The sequence below is a fragment of the Serratia sp. PL7 genome (genome assembly GCF_945957435.1).
Genome location: NZ_CAMFLB010000006.1, coordinates 24,397 through 46,529, shown reverse-complemented (window position 1 = coordinate 46,529; position 22,133 = coordinate 24,397). Strand labels below are relative to the sequence as shown.

Here is a 22,133-nt window from a genome sequence, read left to right as displayed (position 1 = left end):
CCTTCTCCGCCGGGTATCAGGCCGCATTCCGGGCTTTGGAACGCGCGACCCGCGCTTCGCCAACCAGGGCATCAAACAGGAAAATAATCGCCAGCATCACTACGATCAGGATCGATCCGTAGGCGATGGCCACGCCATACTCGCCGTCCTCGACCCGGTTAAGGATGTAGGACGTCGCGACGCGCGTATCTGGCGTAACCAGGAAAACAATGGCGCTCACGGTGGTCATGGCACGGACAAAGCTGTAGACCAACGCCGAGAGGATCGCCGGGCGCAGCAAGGGCAGCAGGATATACACTATGGTGCGTAGGGAACCGGCACGCAGGCTGAGAGAGGCTTCATCCAGCGACTTGTCCAGTTGCCCCAAACCTGCGATACCCGCGCGGATCCCCACCGGCACGTTGCGCATCACCATCGAAATGATCACGATGGCTGCCGTTCCGGTCAGGTAAACCGGCGCGCTGTTAAACGCCAGAATGTAGGAAACACCGGCCACGGTTCCTGGCACCGCGAAACACAGCATGGTGCTGAACTCGATCACCTTCTTGCCTTGGAATTGTTGGCGTACCACGATGTAGGCAATCAGCAGGCCGAAAATGGCAGTGATCGGTGCGGCAATCCCGGCATACAGCAAGGTATCAATCAGGGAAGGCCATGCGCCGTCGCTGAAGCCTTGGCCGAACAGCTTGCTGAAGTTGTCCAGCGTCAGCGTGTAGTCCACGCCCCAGTTAACGGTAAAGCTGCCGTAGAAAATGCTGCCGTACAGCAAGATGTTGAAGGCGATCCAGACATACAGCATCAGCGAGACGCCCCACACCAGCGTCACCGGCAGCGGCTGAACGTCGCCGTGGTTGGATTTGCCGGAAATGGTCACGTAGGAACGCTTGCCGATCCACATGTATTGTACGCAGAACACCAGCAGCGAGAACATCAGCAGCACCACGCCCAGCGTACTGGCTGCCTGATAATCAAGCTGCGCACCGGTAATGTAGAAGTAGATCTGCGTGGCCAATACGTCGAAGTTGCCGCCGAGAACCAAGGGGTTACTGAAGTCCGCCAACGATTGAACAATGACGATCAGGAACGAGTTGGCCAGTGCCGGTTTCAGCAGCGGCATAAACACCTGGGTAAAGGTCTGGAAGCGGTTGGCGCGCAACGTGTAGGACGCCTCTTCCAGCGACGGATGGATGGTCTTGATAGCCCCATCAAGGATCATAAATGACATGGGCGTAAAGGCCAGCACCTGGGCCAACCAGATCCCGGTAAAGCCGTAGAGCCAGTTGGTATTGGTCAGGCCAAACCAGGTCACCATCAGCTCGGTGATGTAGCCGGAGCGGCCCATCATCAGGGTGACGCCCAAGCCAACCACAAACGGCGGTGTGACGATTGGCAGGATCGAGAAGATACGGCCAATCACCGCCGAACGGCGGGCGATACGCGTGGTATAAATCGCCAGCACCATGCCGAAGAAGGTACAGCCAATCCCGACGGCCACGGACAGCAGGAAGGAGTTCCAGATCACCTGCAGGATATGCGCCTGCCCGAGCGTTTGCATAAACGCTAACGGGGCGAAGGCACCGGCCTCATCGGTGAACATCGGGATAAAGATGGCGATGCTGGGGTAAATGATAAACAGCACAATTAGGGCGATCACCGCCACCAGCGAACCGAGTACGAAGCGATCGCCACCCAGCCATTCCAGCCTTGAGAGTGCAAGGGTGATCACTGCGCCCATTGCCACCAGCAGCGGCAAGGTAGCGAACCCCATCCCGGTACCGGTCGCGGCGGCGCTGATAAATACTAATAACCCACAGGCCAGGGCGTAACCGGCATCAAACAGGTGGCGGTTGCGTTGCTCGCGGCCAGTGGCAATCTGCGGGCGCACAGCCAGCAGCAGCGGGGCGGCAAACCACAGCACAGCCAGGCCTGCATGTGACCATCCGTAGGCCGCCAGCAGCTCTTCGCTGGTCGCCTCCAGCAGCCCGTAGTCCAGGCTGTAGGAAGGCAGTAGGGCGAAACCTGCCAGCGCCAGCAGCAACCAGTAGAAAATGGGATCCCGCCCCTGCGCCGTGCGCAAGGTGATGGTTTCAGACATGATATTCCCCGGAATAAACGAAAATGAAGCGGGCGTAGAGCCTACGCCCGATAGATGCTGGATGGGATCAGTGGCCCATCTTCACGTCGTTAACCCATTTGGTGATCAGCTTTTTACGCATGTCGGAAGCGCCGTAGGTATCCATGTCGTAATCGATCAGTTTCAATTGATCCAGCTTCAGCGAGTTAGGGGAGGTCTCTGCCGTGGTATTGGTCAGGATCTGGTAAGACTGACCCTTCTTCCAGGAAAGCTCCTGAGCCTCTTTTGACAGTGCCCAATCCACGAACAGCTTGGCGTTTTCCATATTGCGGGCGTTCTTGAGGATGCTGATGCCGCCGATTTCATAGCCAGAACCTTCGCACGGGGAAACCAGAGTCAGAGGGGCACCTTTTTCTTTTTCCAGCGAATAGTCGTGTAGGAAGCCAATGCCGATCGTGGTTTCACCGCGCGCGGCGTTGCGGGCCGGGGCGATGCCAGACTTGGTGTATTGTGAGATATTGCCGTTCAGCTGTTTCAGGTAATCAAAGGCGGCTTCTTCGCCCCACAACTGCGCAAAGGTGGCCAGTGCGGTGTAGGCTGTACCGGAGCTTTGTGGATCGGCGATTTGGATCTCCCCTTTGTAGATCGGGTTGGTCAAATCCTTCCAGCACTTGGGTTCAGGCAGGTTTTTCTCTTTCAGACGATCGGTGTTGACGCCAAAACCGAGAATGCCGATATACACCGCAGAGGAGTAGTTGCCTTTACGTTTGGCCGGATCGCGGAACTGCGGCATGATTTGCGCCAGGTTCGGCGAGGCGTAAGCCTCCAGTAAATCCATTTCGCCAGCCTGCGATTGAGGATCCAGCGTGCCGCCATACCAGACGTCAGCCTGTGGGTTTTTCTTTTCCGCGTCTACCTTGGCCAGGGTGCTGCCAGAGCCGTTGCGGATAAAGCTGGTCTTAACGTCGTATTTCTCCCCGAAGACTTTGGCTTCTTCCTCGCACATGGCGTTGGTGGCGCTGCAATAGATCACCAGACGGCCTTTGGCCTGCACGGTTCCGGCCAGGGCAGTCAGCGCCAGCGTGGTGGCCAGCAGGGTGTTGAGAGGTGTCAATTTCATGGTGTTGTCCTTTTTGTTGTTGTCTTTGTAGGGTAAAGCAAACCAATTTCCCCTCACCCCAACCCTCTCCCACAGGGAGAGGGAGCTGATCCGGTGTTGCTATTGGGGGCGAGGATCAATCTGTGGCATTTTTTTCCTCTGGCTCCAGTCCCTCCGATCTGACGTCAGACGCAGAAGATAATATGTTGCACATTCGGTCCCCTCACCTTGTGGGAGAGGGTTAGGGTGAGGGGGATTGCACCGACTAAAACCCCTCATCACCCTGTAAAAATCATGTCTTACTGTTGCCGTATCTGCCCGGCCATCAACAGCGGCATCAACAGCAGGCCGACGCAGGTGGCCGCCAGTGCCAGCAGGGCAAAAAAGCCATACCAGCCGTAATGCTGTAACACCTGCGCCAGCGGCCAACCGGCCAGCGCGGCCCCCAGGTAGGCGAACAGACCAAGAAACCCGGTCACGGTACCGGCAGCGTCCTTGTGGCAGTGCTCCGTGGCGGCCAGCCCGATCAGCATCTGCGGCCCAAACACAAAAAAGCCGAGGCCGAAAAAGCAGGCTGAAAGCAGCCCGTAATGGTGCAGCGGGGCCAGCCACAGAGCGGTCGTCGTCACAAACAATCCGATGGAGAACAGCAGGATCATCGGTGCTCGCAGGCCGCGAAACAGCAGATCCGATCCCCAACCGGCAAACAGCGCGCCAAACAGCCCACCCAGTTCAAACAGTGACAACGTGGCGTTGGCCTTCATCAGGTTGACGCCGTGGCTCTCCGCCAGCCAGATGTTGCCCCAATCGTTCAGCGCAATACGTATCAGGTACACCAGGATGTAGGACACACCGAGCAACCAGATGGTCGGATTGCGCAATATGGTGTCAAACAACATCCGCCGTATCGGCATCGCGGGGCTTTGCTGCTCTTGCCACAGCTCCAGCGGATCGCGTCGCCAGTGGCCTACGCTGGGTAATCCTTGCTGCTGCGGTTTGCCGCACAGTTGCCAGCACAGCCACAGCCCGATCAGCATCCCGATGGCTCCCGGCAGCAACAGCGCAGCCTGCCAACCGTAGTGCGAAGCCATATATCCGGACAGCAATGGCACGGCCGCACCGCCCAGGCTGATCGAGGTATTCCAGGTGCCCCACCAGAAGCCACGCTCGTTGCGCGAATACCAACTGGTGAGCATCTTGGCGCAGGGCGGCCAGCCCCAGCCCTGAAAGAAACCGTTTAACGTCCAGACCACCAGCAACGCCGTCAGCGAATGGCAAAAGGCAAACACGATGTTCAGCACGCCGGTGATAAATAGCCCGACGCCCATAAACCAGCGCGCCTGACTGCGATCGCTGACGATGCCGGAGACAAACTTCGAGCCGCCGTAGGCCAGGTAAAACAGCGTACCCAGCAGACCGATATCCCCTTTGTCCAACCCCAGTTCGAGCTGCATCACCGGCATCGCATAGCTGACGCTTTTGCGTGTCAGATAAAATGCGCCGTAGCCGACGATCATCGAAAACATCAGGCGTGGTCGCCAGTAGCGGTAACGTGCGCTGATTTGCTCTGCGGTTAACGTGGCCGATGCCATGAGGTCCTCCAGACAGTGAGAGCAGTGTAGGGTGCTGAAAATAGAATTGGATGAGACAAGGTTTTAGGCACCTAAGACTAAGTCCTAGTCAGACGGGGTTTTTGTTCAGTTTTGTGGGCAGGTTAACAATTATGCGCGTGCCATTACGCCGATGGAGCCGCCAATCGCCCCCCAGTGCGCGCACCCGCTCTTCGATACCGCGCAGGCCAAAACCGCTGGTGGGTTGCAATGGCATGCCCTGGCCGTCGTCACGGACTTCCAGGGTGATCGTTTGGTGGGTTTGCGTCAGGCTTAAATGCACATGACTGGCGCAGGCATGTTTGCTGATGTTATTGAGCAACTCCTGTGCCACGCGGTAGAGGGTAAATACCAGGGTTTCATCATCTGGCGTGGCTGGCAGGCGGTAATCCAGCTGGAAGCTGATCCCCTGTTCGGCAAAGGAAAACTCATCGGCCAGGTGGTGCAGGGCTTTGTCCAGCTCCATCTCTTCCAACACCGGTGGGCGCAGTTGCCGTAGCAGGGTGCGGGTCGTGTGGTGGATGCGTTGTGACAACGAATCAATCTGCTCCGCAGCCAGGCGGGTGGCTGGGGCGGTGGCGCTGCGGTTCACCAACATCGCCTGGATCTGAATGGCGGTAATATTCTGGCCGATTTCATCATGTAACTCGCGTGCGATGGCTTTGCGCACCTCTTCTTCGGTTCCCACCAGCCGCTCCATCAGGTGTCTTTTGGCCGCCAGTTCTTGCTCCAACTGCTGGCGATAGCGCTGTAGCTTTTGCGCCAATTGCTGCTGACGGCTGATGGCAATCCCCAACCCAATCCCCAACAGCGCCTGGGTAGAAAGGAATAACTCCAACTCTTGCAGATCCTGAAACGCGCCACCGGCCTGACGGGTTAGGGTGATCATCACGCTGCCAAACAGCGCCGCCAGTACGCCCCCTTGCCAGCCAAAGCGATAAGCCATAAACACGTTGGGCAGAAAGATAAAGATCAGCAGCAGCCGCTCCATCTCCGGGGCGATCGCCAGTTGCACGCAAATCCCCATGGTGAGAAACAGTGAACACCACAGCAGTAGCGAGGTACGTAGCTGTGGTGTTGAGGGGCGCGGAACGGGCATCGACGTCACCAGTTGCTGGCGCAGGTAGGTATAAATCAGATAGACGAAAGGCACCAGCAGCACGCCGCCGGTAAAGCTGGTCAGCAAGGTTTGGCTGATACTGGATGGCAGCCAGATCCCCGCCAATAACCCACACAGCAGCGCATTGGCAGCGATGGCCGCCAGCAATAGCGATAACCGTTGCCAGTACAGGTGATAGCGATACCACAGCCGCTGAGTGGCCCAGGCTGGTAGCAGGCTTAACAACGGCAGCAACAGCACCGAGCGATCGCTCAGCAATTGCTGGTCATGCAGCCATAACAGCGTGGCGGCTTCCGCCAGTAACAGCGTGAGCCAGTAACGCCGGGGTAGCAGGATCAGCAGCGCCAGCCGCAGCCCTTGAGGAAACAGCAGCACGGCCTGTTGACCGTTATGGCTCAGGTGCAGGCTAATGGTCCACAGGGCCAGCCAACTGAGGGCAAAAAACAGCGCCAGAAACAGCGAAAGCGCCAGGCGGCGCACCATTGGCGGCACCGGTTAACTCCCGGCAAGCAGTTGATGTTGTAGTGCGAAATGCACCAGTTCCACGGTCGTGTCGCAATGCAGTTTGCCGAGGATATTGGCGCGGTGCACCTGTACGGTCTTATGGCTTAGAGTCAGCTGTTGGGCAATGGTTTTAACGCTCAGGCCGTTGACCAGCAGATCGAAGATCTCTTTTTCACGCGGGGTGAGTATCTGCAATTCTTTCGGTGGCTGTGGAGTGTGGCGCAGTGCCCGCAAGGCATCCGCGCACAGGTAAAGCCCGCCGCTGCTGACGGCGCGCACCGCCTGCACCAATTCATGGGGGCCGCAGCGTTTGGTGAGATAACCGCCTGCCCCGGCATCAATCGCGCTTTGCACGAAGGCATTGGTGTCATAGATGCTGAGGATAATGGCGCGAAAGGTGGGGCGCTGTTGGCGTAAACGCTGGAGCAGGCTGAGGCCGCTTTCATCCGGCATGGCGATGTCCAGCACCGCTACGTCGATCGGATCGCGTAGCAAGTGCGGCCATGCCTGTGCTGCCGAGTCGAACTGACCGACGATACGGATATCCTCTTCCAACGACAGTAACTGGGCAAACCCGGATCGAACCACCACGTGGTCGTCTATCAGCGCAACGTTAATCATAAGCCTGTAACAAAGTGTGAGATTTTCCGCATCATGCGCAGGAAAACTCTGGCTGGCAACTGTTGCGCTGCAAAATGGAAGGGAGTTAACAGATTGGCATTAAAATGGTCTGCCGCATCGACCCAGAGTATCCCTGTAACCAGCACTGTTATTACCCTCCTGACGGCTATTTTTACGTAATTCGCTTCGTTTCTCCCCTCTGGAGCATGACACCCGTCGCAAACCGGGAAGGTTGCAAGTTTGTCCATATAAATAGCATTCAAAGATATGGGGGAAATCGCTATCGAGGCTGTAGAGTCCCTCTACGGGAATGTTGTGCAGATGTAAAATCGGCATCCCGGTAAATCGTCACTAACAATAAAATATAAATAATACCAATGTGTTATCTCGCTATTAGGCGGTTATGCCTCAACCTACATTAGATCCGGGAGTGTTAGATGAAAAAATTGAGTGTGAAAACGTTATTGGCGGCTAGCCTGTTCAGCATGCTGGTGGGCTCGGGCGGTGCATTGGCGCAAGAAGTGGAAGTCGTCAATATCTCGAAAATCGCCGGAATGCCCTGGTTCAACCGCATGGGTGAAGGTGTGGAACGTGCCGGTAAAGACCTGGGGATCAAGGCCTATCAGGTTGGCCCATCCAGTACCGACGCCCCACAACAGGTTAAGATTATTGAAGATTTAATCGCCAAGAAAGTCAGTGCCATCAGTATCGTGCCGAACGATGCCGATGTCTTGGAGCCCGTATTCAAGAAAGCGCGTGACGCCGGTATCGTGGTATTAACCAACGAATCACCAGGGCAGCCTAGCGCTAACTGGGATATTGAAATTATCGATAACGCCAAATTTGCCGCCGACAACGTGGAAGAAATGGCAAAAGCGATGGGGGGCAAAGGGGGTTATGTCATTTATGTCGGTAGCCTGACCGTGCCGCAACATAACCTGTGGGCAGATTTGTTTGTTAAATATCAGAAAGAGCATTATCCGGAAATGTTTGAAGTGACCAGCCGTATGCCTGTCGCCGAGAGCATTGATGACTCACGCCGCACTACACTGGATCTGATGAAAGCACATAGCGACCTGAAAGGTATTGTGGCCTTCGGTTCACAAGGCCCAATTGGCGCCGGGCGCGCAGTGAAAGAGAAACGCGCGAAAAATAATGTTCACGTGTTCGGCATGATGATCCCCTCTCAGGCAGCCTCGCTGGTTAAAAGCGGAGATATCGCCATGGGCGTCACGTATGACCCAGGTTCTGCCGGCTATGCACTGACTGCCGTTGCTGACAAAGTGCTTAAAGGTGAGAAGATCGAAACAGGCATGGAGATCCCAGGGGTAGGTAAAGCGGAGGTTGATCAGGATAAACACCTGATTCAGTTCCACAATGTATTGCGAGTTACCAAAGACAACGTGGATTCCCTGTATTAATTCCCCCGCATGACCGCAGAGCCGGATATCTTGTTCGGCTCTGCAATCAATGCCCGCCTGGAGTAAGAGGATGTATGCAGCCATTTATTACCCTGGAAAATATCAGTAAAACCTTTTATGGCGTCAAGGCGCTGAATAAGGTGGCCATGACCCTGTTACCGGGTGAGGTACATTGCCTTGCTGGGCAGAACGGTTGTGGCAAATCAACACTGATCAAGATTATCTCCGGTGTTTACCAACCCGATAGGGATGCCGCCATTATTATTGATGGCAAAACCTATTCTACCCTGACGCCTATTGAGTCTGTCCGCCTGGGGATCCAGGTCATTTATCAGGATTTATCATTATTCCCGAACCTGACCGTGGCTGAGAATATCGCCATGAACCATTATCACCATCAGCTGTGGGTGAATAAACGTCAGATGCGGGAGACAGCCGAACGCGTCATTAACAGCATTGATGCCCACCTTAATCTGGACGAATTGGTTGAGAATTTATCTATCGCCCAGAAACAATTAGTCGCTATCTGCCGTGCGCTTGCACAAGATGCCCGCCTCATTGTGATGGACGAGCCAACCGCGTCGCTGACCCGGCAAGAAGTTAACGGCTTGCTACGGGTGGTGCATGAGCTGAAATCACGCAATATCTGCGTGGTATTTGTGAGTCACCGGTTGAGCGAAGTGCTGGAGATTTCAGACCGTATTACCGTGCTGAAAGATGGCCAGTGGGTTGGAACCTACCCCGCTGCTGAAGTGGATAATCAACGGCTGGCCTGGTTGATGACGGATATGAAATTTGATTTTCAGGTGCTACCGCCTTACAGCGCAGCGCGCCCGGTCGTGTTGGCAGTAGAAGCGCTTTCCCGCGGCAACGAATACCAGAATATCTCACTGGCTTTGCATCCTGGCGAAATTGTCGCGCTGGTTGGTTTGCTGGGGTCTGGCCGCACAGAGCTGTGCCTCAGCCTATTTGGTTTAACGAAACCCGAGTCGGGCAGCATTCGTATCAATGATAAGCCAGTGCGGTTCGCCAGTAACCGCGACGCTATTGCCGCCGGTGTGGGCTATGTCTCGGAAGACCGAATGAGCACCGGGCTGATTATGGAGCAATCAATCCGCGACAATATCAGTGCCACGGTATTACACCGGCTTAAAAATGCCTTTCACCTGATGCGGGCCGAGCGAGTCGACACCCTGGTCGAAGACATGGTGAAACACCTGTCGATCAAAATCGGTAATAGCGACTTGCCGGTCAATACGTTATCCGGTGGAAATGCGCAGCGCATTGCCATCGCCAAATGGCTGGCAACCGACCCGAAAATACTGATCCTCGACTCGCCGACCGTTGGGGTCGATATCGCCAACAAGGCAGGCATCTATAATATTATCAATGCGTTGGCGGCTCGTGGGATTGCGGTATTAATGGTTTGTGATGAGATTGATGAAGCTTACTTTAATAGCCACCGTATTATCGTTATGCGGTCTGGGCGGCTTGTGCAGGAGTTCTTGCCAAGTAACAGCAGCGAAGCTGCCATTGCGGAGGTAGTCAATGGCTAATCCCCATGTACTCAATAAATCTGATGTAGGAAAAACAGGCTTATTCAATAAAGAGCATCTGAAACGCCATGAAGTTATGTTGGCTTTTACCATATTGATTATTTCGACTTATCTTGCTTTCACCAGCCCAGAATTTCTGACGCTCGCCAATATTTATGACTTGATAAATAACTACGCCATGCTAACTATTTTGGCGTGTGGTTTTTTTATCGTTTTGATTTCTGGCGGTATTGACATTTCATTCCCGGCAATGACCATTATCTCGCAATATGTCATGGTGACATTCATTGTGAAGTTTGGTGGTAATTTCCCGGTGGCTTTCGCACTGGCGGGAGGCATCGGCTTGTTGCTGGGGGTGATCAATGCGCTATTGGTTAATCGCCTGCGGGTGCCGTCCATCATTATTACCATTTCCACGCTGAATATCTTCTACGGGTTGCTGCTGTATCTCAGCCGGGGTGTCTGGCTGTATACCTATCCAGAATGGTTCGAACATGGGCCTATGCTGTTCTCCTTTACCGCCGCTGATGGCTATGACTATGGCCTTTCTCTGCCCATTTTGACCTTGCTGGCGACGATTATCGTCACTGCCTTGGTGATGACTCGCACCAGCATTGGCCGGCAAATTTATGCGTTGGGCGGTAATCAGGAAGCGGCATCCCGCATGGGGTTCAGCATTGTTAAGCTGCAACTGTTTGTTTATGGCTATATGGGGTTTTTATCCGGTATTGCCGGTGTGGTGCAGTCCTATACCGTCTTGACGGTGGCACCGGACTCGTTGCTCGGTTATGAACTCACCGTGCTGGCGGCGGTGGTGTTGGGCGGGACCAGTATTGTCGGCGGGCGGGGTACCCTAACCGGTACTCTGCTCGGGGTGATCTTGCTGGCAATACTACAAAATGGTTTGAATTTACTGGGTATTTCGTCGTACTGGCATAGCGTGGTGATCGGTCTGGTGATCGTCATCAGCATCAGTGTGACAGCCTGGGGCCAACGTCATAAGGTAGGGATATAACCATGTCGAAAACAACTCAACGTGATCATACCGAGCGCTGGTTAGTGGTACTGCTGGTGCTGGTGGCGGGCGTGTTCAGTGTGCTGATCCCACAGGTATTCTGGTCTGCGGCCAATTTTCAATCCATCGCCTCACAGATCCCCGTCGCGGGGATATTGACGCTGGCGATGGCGATCACCATGCTGACCGGTGGCATCAACTTATCCATTATTGCCACTGCGAACGCCAGTGCGCTGGTGATGGCCTGGGTGTGCACCCATCTTGAGCCAACGTTCAGTTCATTGATAGTGATGCTGTTGGCTGGGGTTTCGGTTGCCTTGGTGGTTGGGATCATCAATGGGGTGCTTATCTCGGTGGTTCGGGTATCCCCAATTCTGGCGACACTGGGCATCATGACCTTGCTCAAAGGGGCGAACGTGCTGATCTCCAAAGGCTCGGCGATTTCTAACTTTCCGAGCTATGTACTGGCATTGGATCGCAGCTATTTCCTCGGGGTTCCAGTACCGCTTTATCTGTTTGCCGTGGTGGCGTTGCTGCTTTGGCTTATGTTGGCCAAGACCCCGCTGGGCCGACAGATATACCTGTCCGGCTCCAACGAAAAAGCCACCTTTTTCTCTGGGATTAATACCCGCCGCACGCTGATTTGGGTCTATGTCATTTCCTCGTTACTGTGTGCCGTCGCGGCGTTGCTGATGATGTCCAAACTCAACTCGGCCAAAGCCTCCTACGGTGAGTCACTATTGCTTATCACTATCCTGGCGACGGTATTAGGCGGGGTAAATCCTGATGGTGGATTTGGCAAGGTGTTCGGCATTGTGCTAGCGCTGTTCCTGTTACAAATGCTGGAGAGCGGGCTAAATATCATGGGAGTCAGTAGCTATATCACCATGGCACTGTGGGGATCGCTACTGCTGGCGTTTATCTTTGTCAAAGGTGCAAAAGTCCCAGCATTGCGTTTCTTAAGGCAGAACAAGCCGTTGCAGTGATAGTGCAAGTTCACCAAACTGGTACGACAGCCCCAGGAGCAGCCCACTACATCACTGTATGTTGGGCGCTCCTGCTTAGCCATTGCTTGCAGAGCGATAGAGCCGCTGGGGTCTGCCCACTTTTCCGTAAATAATCTCTGCCACTAATTGATCGTTGGCGCTGAAAAACTCCAGATAACGCCGGGCAGTGGTGCGGCTCAGCCCGATCTGTTGTGCCACGCTTTCCGCCGTATGGCGCACTTGCGGATCTTCGAACAGAGCGCGGATCTTCATCAGCGTCAGCTCATCAATGCCGGTGGGCAACGCGGTCTGATCGCCACCGCGGGCGTAGGTATTGAACATCTCATCGATACGGCGTTGGTTGACCCGCGCGGTGTCTTTCAGCGCTTCGCGCCGTTGGCTAAAGCGTTGCAGGGTTTGCGCCAGGCGGTCATAGGCCAGGGGTTTGATCAGGTAATCGAACACGCCATAGCGCAGCGCTTCGGCCACTGTGTCCATATCGCTGGCTGCGGTGATAAACACAATGCCACCGCCGTAGCCTTGTAGCGTCAGCTCGCGCAGCAGTTCTATGCCCTGACCGTCCGGCAGGAAATTATCCAGCAGGATCAGGTCGGGTTTAAAACGTTCGGTCATCGTACGTGCCTGTGCCAGGGTGCCCGCCAGCCAAATCTGCCGGCACCCGCCATTCTGCTTGATGAATTCCGCATGCATTTCTGCCAACGGCGTTTCATCCTCAACAATCAGAATATTTAGCCATTCCATGTTAATTCCCCGTAGCTTAATTACGCTGCTAATTAAATGTCATCGAGATGGTTATTTAATTAAACACTATGTCGCTAATAAAAACTATAAAAATAATTAAGTAAATAAAAACCATTAAACAACTTATTTACTGCGGGTAGATTGTGAAATAGGTCAATAATCAGCGCGTTATTTGTGTTTAACATGGCGCCATTAAATACCCCGTTCGCGTTATAGGTCATTTCAACTTGATGGTTTTTAAGGTTTTTATTGCGCCTTGATGTTAACTCTAATGGGATTTTGTATTTCAAATGTTATTGATAAGTTATTTTAGAGAGACTGACATGTTGGGCGATACCGTATTTAATCGGGTGAAAAGATCGGATCACAAAAATATAGCGGCAATTAATGCTTTTTTGCGAAGTAACGATCTGAATATTGATACCACGGTCGAGGTTTTTATCACCGTGACCCAGGGCGAGCAATTGGTTGCCTGCGGAGGTATCGCCGAAAATATTATCAAATGCGTGGCCATCAGCCCGCAAATGCGCGGTGAAGGCTTGGCGTTATCATTGGCGACCGAACTGGTGAATCTGGCCTATGAGCGCCATCACACCCAGCTGTTTATCTACACCAAAGTGCAGAATGAGGCGCTGTTTCGCCAGTGTGGTTTCTACCCGATTGCCAGCGTGCCGGGCATCGTGGTGCTGATGGAAAACAGCCCGTGCCGCCTGAAGCGTTACGCCGCACAACTGGCCAGCGAGCGCCAGCCGGGCGACACCATTGGCAGCATCGTGATGAATGCCAACCCCTTTACCCGCGGCCATCAATATCTGGTGCGGGAAGCTGCCGCCCGCTGTGACTGGCTGCATCTGTTCCTGGTGAAAGAAAACACCTCGCGCTTCCCGTATGAAGATCGCCGCAATCTGGTACTGAAGGGCACCGAGGGGATCACCAATCTGACGGTGCATGAGGGGTCTCAATACGTGATCTCCCGCGCCACTTTCCCTTGCTACTTCATTAAAGAGCAGGGGGTTGCCGACGACTGTTACACCGAAATCGATCTGAAAATTTTCCGCCAGTATCTGGCCCCCGCGTTGGGCATCACGCATCGATTTGTCGGCAACGAACCGTTCTGCGCCGTCACGGCGAAATACAACCGCGACATGCGCTACTGGCTGGAAACTCCGGCGTTGCCTAGCCCACCGATCGAACTGGTGGAAATTGAGCGCTTGCAGTATCAGGGCACGGCGATCTCTGCCTCCTGGGTGCGCAAGCTGCTGGCTGCGGGAGACTTCCATGCCGCCGCGCCTTTGGTGCCGAAAGACACGCTGTACTACCTGCAGGATCTGCAGGCACAGCGCCGGGCCAAGCCAATACCGCAAGAATTTGAGTCCGCACAATCAGGTGAACAATGAAAATAATCCGAGAAGCAATGGCCGGCACGCTGGAATCCAGCGATGTCATGGTCCGTATCGCGCCAGCAGAAGGCCCGGAACACGATCTGCTGATTGCCAGCAGCGTGGAAAAACAGTTCGGCGATGCCATCCGCCACACCCTGTTGCAGGTTTTGCAGCAGTACGACGTGCCGCCGGTGCAGGTGATTGTCGACGATAAAGGCGCACTGGACTGTGTGCTGCGTGCACGGCTGGAAACCGCGCTGATGCGTGCCAGCGAATCCGCCACGCTGCCTTGGGAGGAACGCCGTGAAAACGCTGAATAAACACCGTATGCGCCGCAGCATGCTATTCGTGCCGGGGGCGAATGCCGCCATGGTCAGCAACGCCTTTATCTATCAGGCCGATGCGCTGATGTTCGATCTGGAAGACTCGGTGATCCTGCGTGAGAAAGACGCGGCCCGTCGCCTGGTGTATCACGCACTGCAACACCCGCTGTATCAGGAAGTAGAAACCATTGTGCGCGTTAACGCCTTGGATTCGGCCTATGGCCTGGCGGATCTGCAAGCGGTGGTGCGTGGCGGAGCGGATATCGTCCGTTTGCCAAAAACCGACACCGCGCAGGACGTGGTGGATATGGAACGTGAAATCGCCGCCATTGAACGTGCTTGTGGTCGCCCGGTCGGCAGCACTGGCCTGCTGGCGGCGATCGAGTCCGCACAGGGCATCACCAACGCGGTGGCGATTGCGCAGGCTTCCCCAAGGTTGATTGGGATTGCGCTGGGTGCCGAAGACTATGTACGCAATCTGCGTACCGAGCGCTCGCCGGAAGGCATTGAACTGCTGTTTGCCCGTTGCTCACTGTTGCAGGCCGCCCGCGCCGCCGGGATCCAGGCGTTCGATACCGTCTATTCCGATGCCAACAACGAAGCGGGTTTCCTACAGGAAGCGGCGCTGATCAAACAACTCGGCTTTGACGGTAAATCCCTGATTAACCCGCGTCAGATCGAACTGCTGCACAACCTGTATGCCCCAACCGCCAAAGAAGTGGCTCATGCCCAGCGAGTGGTCGATGCGGCAGAAGCGGCAGAAAAAGAGGGGCGTGGCGTGGTTTCGCTGAACGGCAAGATGGTCGATAGCCCGGTGATTGAACGGGCCCGTCTGGTACTGCAACGCGCAGCGCTTTCCGGCGTGCGTGAAGAACCGAACCACAGCGAGGAAGCATGATGAAACGCCAACAACGCCTGATGGCCTTGAACAATCACGCCGAGATGCGGCTTTATCAGGAAGCCTCCAAGGCCAACCTGCAGGCGCGTAAACCGCGCGATCTCAAACGCTGCGAGTCGCTGGAAGTGGCGATCCGCCGCAGCGGCCTGCAGGACGGCATGACCATCTCTTTCCACCACGCATTCCGTGGTGGCGATCTGGCCCTCAACCAGGTGATGGATGTGCTGGCGAAGATGGGCTTTCGCAACCTGACGCTGGCCTCCAGTTCATTGACCGATTGCCATGCGCCGCTGGTCGGTCATATCCGCAATGGTGTGGTGAGCCGTATTTATACCTCTGGCCTGCGTGGACCTTTGGCAGATGCCATTTCGCGTGGCTTGCTGAAAGAGCCGGTGCAGGTTCACTCGCACGGTGGCCGGGTCAACCTGGTCGAGTCGGGTGAGTTGCAGATCGACGTAGCCTTCCTCGGGGTGCCTACCTGCGATGAGTTCGGCAATGCCAATGGCTACACCGGCGATGCCTGCTGCGGTTCGCTCGGCTATGCCAAGGTGGATGCCGCCGCGGCCCGTAGCGTAGTGCTATTGACCGAAGCGATCGTGCCTTATCCGCATCATCCCGCCAGTCTGGCACAGGATCAGGTCGATCTGATCGTGCAGTTGGAGCGAGTAGGGGATGCGGACAAGATCGGTGCCGATGCCACGCGTATGACCTCCAACCCGCGTGAGCTGCTGATTGCCCGCCGTGCTGCCGAGGTGATCGTTGACTCTGGTTACTTCACCGAAGGCTTTTCCTTACAGACCGGCACCGGCGGCGCTTCGCTGGCCGTAACGCGTTTCCTGGAGGACAAGATGCGTGCCCGTGGCGTCCGTGCAGGTTTTGCGTTGGGCGGCATCACCTCCACTATGGTGGATCTGCATGAGAAAGGCCTGATCGGCAAACTGCTGGACGTGCAGAGCTTTGACCGCGCGGCGGCCATGTCATTGGCTCGCAATCCAAACCACATCGAGATCAGCGCTAATCAATACGCCAACTTCAGCTCTAAGGGCGCGTCGGTTGACCGCCTGGACGTGGTGGTGCTGAGCGCGCTGGAAATTGACACCGGCTTTAACGTTAACGTGCTAACCGGGTCCGACGGGGTGATCCGTGGCGCTTCCGGTGGCCACTGTGATACCGCAGCGGCGGCGCGGTTGGCGATTATTGTCGCGCCGTTGGTACGTGGCCGCATTCCTACGCTGGTTGAGCAGGTGACTACCTGCGTGACGCCGGGTTCCAGCATCGACATTCTGGTGACCGACCACGGTATTGCCGTTAACCCGGCCCGCCCAGAGTTGGCGCAGAGGTTACGCGATGCTGGTCTGCAGGTGGTCACCATCGAATGGCTACGTGAGCGTGCGCTGGTACTGACCGGCGAACCAAAACCGATCGCCTTTACCGATAACGTGGTGGCCGTGGTGCGCTATCGCGACGGTTCGGTGATTGACGTCGTACATCAGGTCGCGGAGTAACGTCATGGCTTACATCTCCCCCGAATTGGCCGCTAGCCGCGCCGTAAGTTTGCCCGAACTGCTTTCCAGCCGTGAATGCCGGCAGGCACGGCAACAGGCGTGGCTGGCGCGCCATCCTACCGCCACGCTGGTGGTGCTCACTCTGGTGGTGCCGGGGGCGGTGAAAGACAGCCCCATGACGCGGCGCGTGTTCAACCTGGGTAGGCAGGCCTTGCAGCAGATGTATCGCCAGCAAGGCTGGCTTTGTTTGCAGCAGAAGACCTTGGGGCTGCCCACTGGCTGCGAAGGCTATCTGGCGCTGCAAGCCGATGCCCGTGCGGTGAAAGAGGCGGCCATTCAGCTGGAAATCCAGCAGCCGATTGGCCGCCTGTGGGATATCGATGTGCTGACCCCGCAAGGGAAGATCCTGTCGCGGCGCGAACTTGGTCTGCCTGAACGCAGCTGTCTGCTGTGCAATCAGCCAGCCAAGATTTGCGCCCGCCAACAGAGCCACAGCACCGAACAACTGCTCAATGCAATGGAAAGGATGCTCAATGATGCACTCCCAGCCTGATTGGCAGCCGACGGTTACAGATCTTTCGCACAGCCAGCGCTTTGCCCGCAACGCCTATCGAGCGCTGTTGGTGGAGGTCAACTTGACGCCGAAACCGGGGTTGGTCGATCGCCACAACAACGGCGCGCATCGCGACATGGATATTGGCCACTTCTACCGCAGCTCGCGGGCGATTGGTCGATGGCTGCCCTATTTTATCCGCCAGGGTATGGCTGATGCCGGTTTGTCCGTCGAGCAGCAGCTTGCGCGCCTGCGCCCATTGGGTATGGCCTGTGAACAACAGATGTTCCGTGCTACCGGCGGCATCAACACCCATAAAGGCAGCGTGTTCTCGCTAGGGCTGTTGTGCTGCGCCTTTGGCCGTTTACAGCAACAACAACGGCAGACTGACGCCCAAAGCCTGTGTGGCGAAGTGGCCCAGATGTGCCGCGGGTTGGTTAGCCGAGAGCTGCAACGCAACAACGCGGGCCAGACGGCAGGGCAACGGTTATTTGCCGAATTTGGCCTGAGCGGTGCCCGTGGTGAGGCTGAATCCGGCTTTCAGCGGGTGATTGGCGGCTCGTTGCCGCTCTATCGCCAGAGGATCGCCAGTGGGTGTGGCGAGCAGGTCGCGCTGCTGGACAGCCTGCTGTGGCTGATGGCGCATAACGATGATACCAACGTCGCCTCGCGGGGCGGCATCAAGGGGCTGCGCTGGTTACAACACTATGCCAGCCAGTTATTGGCACAGGGAGGGGCTGGTGCTGCACAGGGTATTGCCCGTTTGCGGCAGTTCGACGTCGCGTGCATCGCCCGCAATCTCAGCCCCGGCGGCAGTGCCGATTTATTGATAGTCACCTGGCTGTTGGCGCAGTTGCCGCAGACGGGGGCTTAAAAAAATAACGAAGCCTTCAGGAGAAGTGTCCATGTCCGAAACCAAAGAGAAAATCTGGAAAGCGATCGCCCCGTTGGTGGTGCTTGCCGTCCTGTTAATGATACCCACGCCGGAGGGCATGCCACCGCAAGCCTGGCGTTACTTTGCCATCTTTGTGGCGATGATCGTCGGTATGATCCTGGAGCCGATCCCGGCCACGGCGATCAGCTTTATTGCCGTGACCGTCAGCGTGCTCAGTTCCAACTGGGTGCTGTTTGGCGCCGAAGAGCTGGCCAATCCCAGCTTTAAAGCCGGTAAAGAGGCGCTCAAATGGGGGCTGGCCGGATTCTCCAGTACCACCGTCTGGCTGGTGTTTGGGGCCTTTATCTTTGCGCTGGGCTATGAAGCTACCGGGTTAGGGCGACGCATCGCGCTGTTCCTGGTGAAGTTCATGGGCAAACGCCCCCTGACGCTGGGCTACGCGGTGGTGATCATCGATATCATGTTGGCGCCGTTTACCCCGTCCAACACCGCGCGTACCGGTGGCACCGTCTTCCCGGTGGTAAAGAACCTGCCACCGCTGTTTGATTCCTTCCCGAACGATCCTTCTTCGCGCCGCATCGGTGGTTACCTGATGTGGATGATGGTGGTGGGGACCAGCATCAGCTCCTCCATGTTTGTGACCGGTGCGGCACCTAACGTGTTGGGCATCGAGTTCGTCAACAAGATTGCCGGGATCAATATCACCTGGATGCAATGGTTCCTGGCCTTCCTGCCGGTTGGGTTGCTGCTGCTGATCGTTGCGCCGTTGATTTCCTACTACCTGTATAAGCCAGGCGTTACCCACAGCGATGAAGTGGCTGGCTGGGCCAATACGGCACTGGGGGAGATGGGGAAACTGACCCGCAAAGAATATACCCTGATCGGCCTGGTGTTACTCAGCCTGTGTCTGTGGGTGTTCGGCGGTAAAATTTTGGATGCGACAACGGTGTGCTTGCTGGCGGTATCGCTGATGCTTGCCCTGCACGTGGTCAGTTGGAAAGACATCACCAAATACTCCAGCGCCTGGAATACCTTGGTTAACCTGGCAACGTTGGTGGTGATGGCCAGTGGCCTGAGCCGCTCCGGCTTTATCGATTGGTTTGCCACCACCATGAGCACCCATCTGGACGGTTTCTCACCGAAGATGACGGTCGTTCTGCTGGTGTTGGTGTTCTACTACGCGCACTACCTGTTTGCCAGCCTGTCGGCCCACACCGCGACCATGCTGCCGATGATCCTGGCGGTAGGTAAAGGCTTGCCAGGCGTGCCGATGGAGCACCTTTCCATCCTGCTGGTGCTGTCTATCGGTATCATGGGGGTATTGACCCCGTATGCCACTGGCCCAGGGGTGATCATCTATGGCTGCGGCTATGTGAAGTCGAAAGATTACTGGCGTCTTGGCGGTATCCTTGGCGTGGTGTATATCGCGGCGCTGCTGTTGATCGGCTGGCCAATTCTTAGCCTGTGGTATTAAGTTAATCGGCGGCCATCCACGGATGGCCGCTGTTGCATTCCCTTCCCCCGTGACGCCCGTCACACACTTTCATGTCGAACGCCGTCATTATACAAATCCAACGTTAACCTATTCAAAATAATCATATTTAGGGAGCCTCTGCGGATGAGAAAAAAAACGTTATTACTTTGCCTGCCTTTGCTGTTTAGCGGCACCGCCTTTGCCGAGAACGACGGTTATCAACTGGAACAGGTGCTGGTGATGAGCCGCCATAACCTGCGCGCGCCGCTGGCGAACAACGGCAGCGTGCTGGCCCAGTCCACGCCGAAAGCCTGGCCACAGTGGGATACGCCAGGTGGCTTGCTGACTACCAAGGGCGGCGTGCTGGAAGTGTATATGGGCCACTATTTCAACGCGTGGCTCAAGCAGGCGGGCATTTTGCCGCAGGAAGGTTGCCCGGCCGCTGACAGCGTTTACGTGTATGCCAACAGCCTGCAACGCACGGTAGCCACCGCGCAGTTCTTTACCAACGGTGCATTCCCAGGCTGCGATATAAGCGTGCATCATCAGGAGAAAATGGGGGAGATGGATCCTACCTTCAACCCGATTATCACCAACAGCAGCGAAACCTTTAACCAGCAGGCGTTGAGCGCCATGAATGCCGAGCTGGCATCGCTGAAGCTGGACGCCTCCTACAAACAGCTCGAGCAGATCATCGACTACAAAGACTCCCCCGCCTGCAAGATTGACAAGCAGTGCAACCTGGCCACTGAACCGAACAAAATGAGCGCGGTGCCGGGGAAAGAGCCAGGCGTTTCTGGCCCGCTGAAAGTGGGTAACTCGTTGGTGGATGCCTTTATGCTGCAGTATTACGAAGGCTTCCCGATGAAAGACGTAGCCTGGGGCAAGATTGTGACGCCGCACCAGTGGCAGCAGTTGGCCAAGCTGAAAGATGGCTATCAGGATTCGCTGTTCACTTCGCCGGTCGTCGCCCAGAACGTTGCCAAACCGCTGCTGACCTACATCAATTCGGCGCTGATTAGTGAGCGCAAGGCGGATTCACCGAAGCTGACCGTGCTGGTGGGGCATGATTCCAACATTGCTTCCTTGCTGTCAGCGATGAAGTTCAAGCCGTATGAGCTGCCGAAGCAGTATGAGAAGACCCCAATTGGCGGCAAGCTGGTGTTCCAACGTTGGCACGATGGCAAAGACGATCGCGATCTGTTGAAGATTGAGTATGTCTACCAATCAACCGAACAGTTGCGTAATGCCGAACCGCTGACGCTGAGTACCCCTCCGCAGCGCGTCACACTGGCGCTGGAAGGCTGCCCGGTCGATAAAGACGGCTTCTGTGCCTGGAGCGACTTTGAAAAAACCATGAAGGACGTCCTGCATTAACAGTGCTGCCGGGGCGAACCGTTTCGCCCCGGCCAGCCGCGCGGTATATACTGTCTCAACGGACCCCTTATCACGGATGAAACGTGCTCTCTTCTTTTATTCTCAATGCTGAATTATTGCCGGTTGACGGCTTTGCTGGCCTGATCGCGCAATGTCACTTCTCTGTCGCGGATTACCACGACGATCTGTTTGCTGCCGTCGGTATCGATTTCCCTGAACATGTCGCACCAGCAGTCGCCAAACGTAAGGCCGAATATCTGGCCGGGCGCTATCTGGCACGCTGGGTGCTGGCAGAGTTGGGGCATCAGGATTTTACTTTATTGCGCGGGGAGAAGCGTGAACCGCTCTGGCCCGCTGGGATTGCCGGGGCGATCAGTCACAACAGCGATACAGCGCTGTGCGCAGCTCAGCATGAGAGTGGGGCAGGTGGCGTGGGTATTGACGTGGAAACGCAGATCCCGCCTGCACGAGCAGAAGAGTTGTGGAGCGGCATCGTCAATGAGGACGAATGCCAGTGGTTACGTCAACATCCACAGCCTTTTAACCTGCTGTTGACGATAGTGTTTTCCGCTAAGGAAAGCCTGTTTAAGGCGCTTTACCCGCAGGTACGCTGCTACTTTGATTTTATGGATGCGCGGGTAACCCAGCTGGATATGCAGGCGCAGACCTTCGAGCTGGAATTGCAAAAAACGCTGACGCCGCTTTGCCACTCAGGCCGCCGCTTTAGCGGGCGTTTCTGGCTGCAAGGTGATGCTGTTACGACGTTTATTGGATTTTAAATTATCCTGCCCGTGTCCGGCGAATAATAACGATATCGGTAATAAGTGCAGCCTGCTTTCCGCGTCGAAATACTGCTCCTGAAAATGCAGTGGGTTGTTCACCTTCGGTTGTGGGTGTTCGTCCCGTGCATCTGGCGGTGCCCATTCCTCCGTCAGTTGCCCGTAGGCGCTGTACTGCC

General features: G+C 55.8%; 19 protein-coding genes. 13 read left to right on the top strand and 6 right to left on the bottom strand.

The features are described 5' to 3' along the window. Positions 1–16: 16 nt before the first annotated feature. The 5 genes from N6G83_RS24595 to N6G83_RS24575 form a co-directional block, all read right to left on the bottom strand. Positions 17–2,095, bottom strand: a complete 2,079-nt coding sequence (locus N6G83_RS24595; RefSeq protein WP_024528122.1) for an ABC transporter permease — start codon at positions 2,093–2,095, stop codon at positions 17–19. 67 nt (positions 2,096–2,162) lie between these two features. Continuing rightward, positions 2,163–3,194, bottom strand: a complete 1,032-nt coding sequence (locus N6G83_RS24590) for an ABC transporter substrate-binding protein (protein WP_024528123.1) — start codon at positions 3,192–3,194, stop codon at positions 2,163–2,165. A 278-nt stretch (positions 3,195–3,472) separates the two neighbouring features. Then, positions 3,473–4,765, bottom strand: a complete 1,293-nt coding sequence (gene uhpC, locus N6G83_RS24585) for an MFS transporter family glucose-6-phosphate receptor UhpC (RefSeq protein WP_211136593.1) — start codon at positions 4,763–4,765, stop codon at positions 3,473–3,475. Between the two features lie 88 nt (positions 4,766–4,853). Next, positions 4,854–6,386 carry an MASE1 domain-containing protein gene (locus tag N6G83_RS24580; protein ID WP_186579460.1) on the bottom strand — a complete coding sequence of 511 codons (1,533 nt, stop codon included), beginning with the start codon at positions 6,384–6,386 and terminating at the stop codon, positions 4,854–4,856. A 12-nt stretch (positions 6,387–6,398) separates the two neighbouring features. Then, complete coding sequence (locus tag N6G83_RS24575; protein ID WP_024528126.1) at positions 6,399–7,028, bottom strand: response regulator transcription factor; 630 nt, start codon at positions 7,026–7,028, stop codon at positions 6,399–6,401. Between the two features lie 485 nt (positions 7,029–7,513). Here N6G83_RS24575 and N6G83_RS24570 point away from each other — a divergent pair, with 485 nt between their 5' ends. The 4 genes from N6G83_RS24570 to N6G83_RS24555 all read left to right on the top strand — a co-directional run bounded on the left by N6G83_RS24570 (position 7,514) and on the right by N6G83_RS24555 (position 12,006). Continuing rightward, positions 7,514–8,449, top strand: coding sequence for an autoinducer 2 ABC transporter substrate-binding protein (locus tag N6G83_RS24570; RefSeq protein WP_226906712.1), 936 nt, complete (start codon positions 7,514–7,516; stop codon positions 8,447–8,449). Between the two features lie 74 nt (positions 8,450–8,523). After that, entirely contained in the window at positions 8,524–10,005 is a 1,482-nt protein-coding gene (locus N6G83_RS24565) for a sugar ABC transporter ATP-binding protein (RefSeq protein WP_074031941.1), read from the top strand. A 76-nt stretch (positions 10,006–10,081) separates the two neighbouring features. Continuing rightward, the gene (locus N6G83_RS24560; protein WP_029711009.1) at positions 10,082–11,020 is read left to right on the top strand and encodes an ABC transporter permease; all 939 of its coding nucleotides are present in this window, start codon (positions 10,082–10,084) and stop codon (positions 11,018–11,020) included. A 2-nt stretch (positions 11,021–11,022) separates the two neighbouring features. Next, positions 11,023–12,006, top strand: coding sequence for an ABC transporter permease (locus tag N6G83_RS24555; RefSeq protein ID WP_211136594.1), 984 nt, complete (start codon positions 11,023–11,025; stop codon positions 12,004–12,006). A 75-nt stretch (positions 12,007–12,081) separates the two neighbouring features. Here N6G83_RS24555 and dpiA read toward each other — a convergent pair whose 3' ends face one another. Then, positions 12,082–12,768 (bottom strand): two-component response regulator DpiA, encoded by a 687-nt coding sequence (gene dpiA / locus N6G83_RS24550; protein ID WP_211136595.1) that lies wholly within the window; start codon positions 12,766–12,768, stop codon positions 12,082–12,084. Positions 12,769–13,091: 323 nt separating this feature from the next. On the opposite strand from dpiA, the gene citC reads away from it, so the two are divergent. The 9 genes from citC to N6G83_RS24505 all read left to right on the top strand — a co-directional run bounded on the left by citC (position 13,092) and on the right by N6G83_RS24505 (position 21,954). Then, a complete protein-coding gene (gene citC, locus N6G83_RS24545; protein ID WP_211136596.1) occupies positions 13,092–14,165 on the top strand; it encodes a [citrate (pro-3S)-lyase] ligase in 1,074 nt (357 codons plus the stop codon). Beyond that, positions 14,162–14,470 (top strand): citrate lyase acyl carrier protein, encoded by a 309-nt coding sequence (gene citD / locus N6G83_RS24540; RefSeq protein ID WP_024528134.1) that lies wholly within the window; start codon positions 14,162–14,164, stop codon positions 14,468–14,470. Before citC ends, citD begins: the two co-directional genes overlap by 4 nt. A gap of 7 nt (positions 14,471–14,477) precedes the next feature. Continuing rightward, on the top strand, positions 14,478–15,371 hold the full coding sequence (gene citE, locus N6G83_RS24535) for a citrate (pro-3S)-lyase subunit beta (protein ID WP_115650749.1): 894 nt from the start codon (positions 14,478–14,480) through the stop codon (positions 15,369–15,371). Next, a complete protein-coding gene (gene citF, locus N6G83_RS24530) occupies positions 15,371–16,876 on the top strand; it encodes a citrate lyase subunit alpha (RefSeq protein WP_211136604.1) in 1,506 nt (501 codons plus the stop codon). Before citE ends, citF begins: the two co-directional genes overlap by 1 nt. 4 nt (positions 16,877–16,880) lie before the next feature. After that, positions 16,881–17,429, top strand: coding sequence for a citrate lyase holo-[acyl-carrier protein] synthase (citX, locus tag N6G83_RS24525; protein ID WP_024528136.1), 549 nt, complete (start codon positions 16,881–16,883; stop codon positions 17,427–17,429). Then, positions 17,410–18,303 (top strand): triphosphoribosyl-dephospho-CoA synthase CitG, encoded by an 894-nt coding sequence (citG, locus tag N6G83_RS24520; RefSeq protein ID WP_074031945.1) that lies wholly within the window; start codon positions 17,410–17,412, stop codon positions 18,301–18,303. Before citX ends, citG begins: the two co-directional genes overlap by 20 nt. Before the next feature lie 31 nt (positions 18,304–18,334). Then, on the top strand, positions 18,335–19,798 hold the full coding sequence (locus N6G83_RS24515) for an anion permease (RefSeq protein ID WP_211136597.1): 1,464 nt from the start codon (positions 18,335–18,337) through the stop codon (positions 19,796–19,798). 144 nt (positions 19,799–19,942) lie between these two features. Next, entirely contained in the window at positions 19,943–21,175 is a 1,233-nt protein-coding gene (agp, locus tag N6G83_RS24510; protein WP_074031946.1) for a bifunctional glucose-1-phosphatase/inositol phosphatase, read from the top strand. Between the two features lie 83 nt (positions 21,176–21,258). After that, complete coding sequence (locus N6G83_RS24505; protein ID WP_211136598.1) at positions 21,259–21,954, top strand: 4'-phosphopantetheinyl transferase; 696 nt, start codon at positions 21,259–21,261, stop codon at positions 21,952–21,954. The last annotated feature ends 179 nt before the right edge of the window (positions 21,955–22,133 follow it).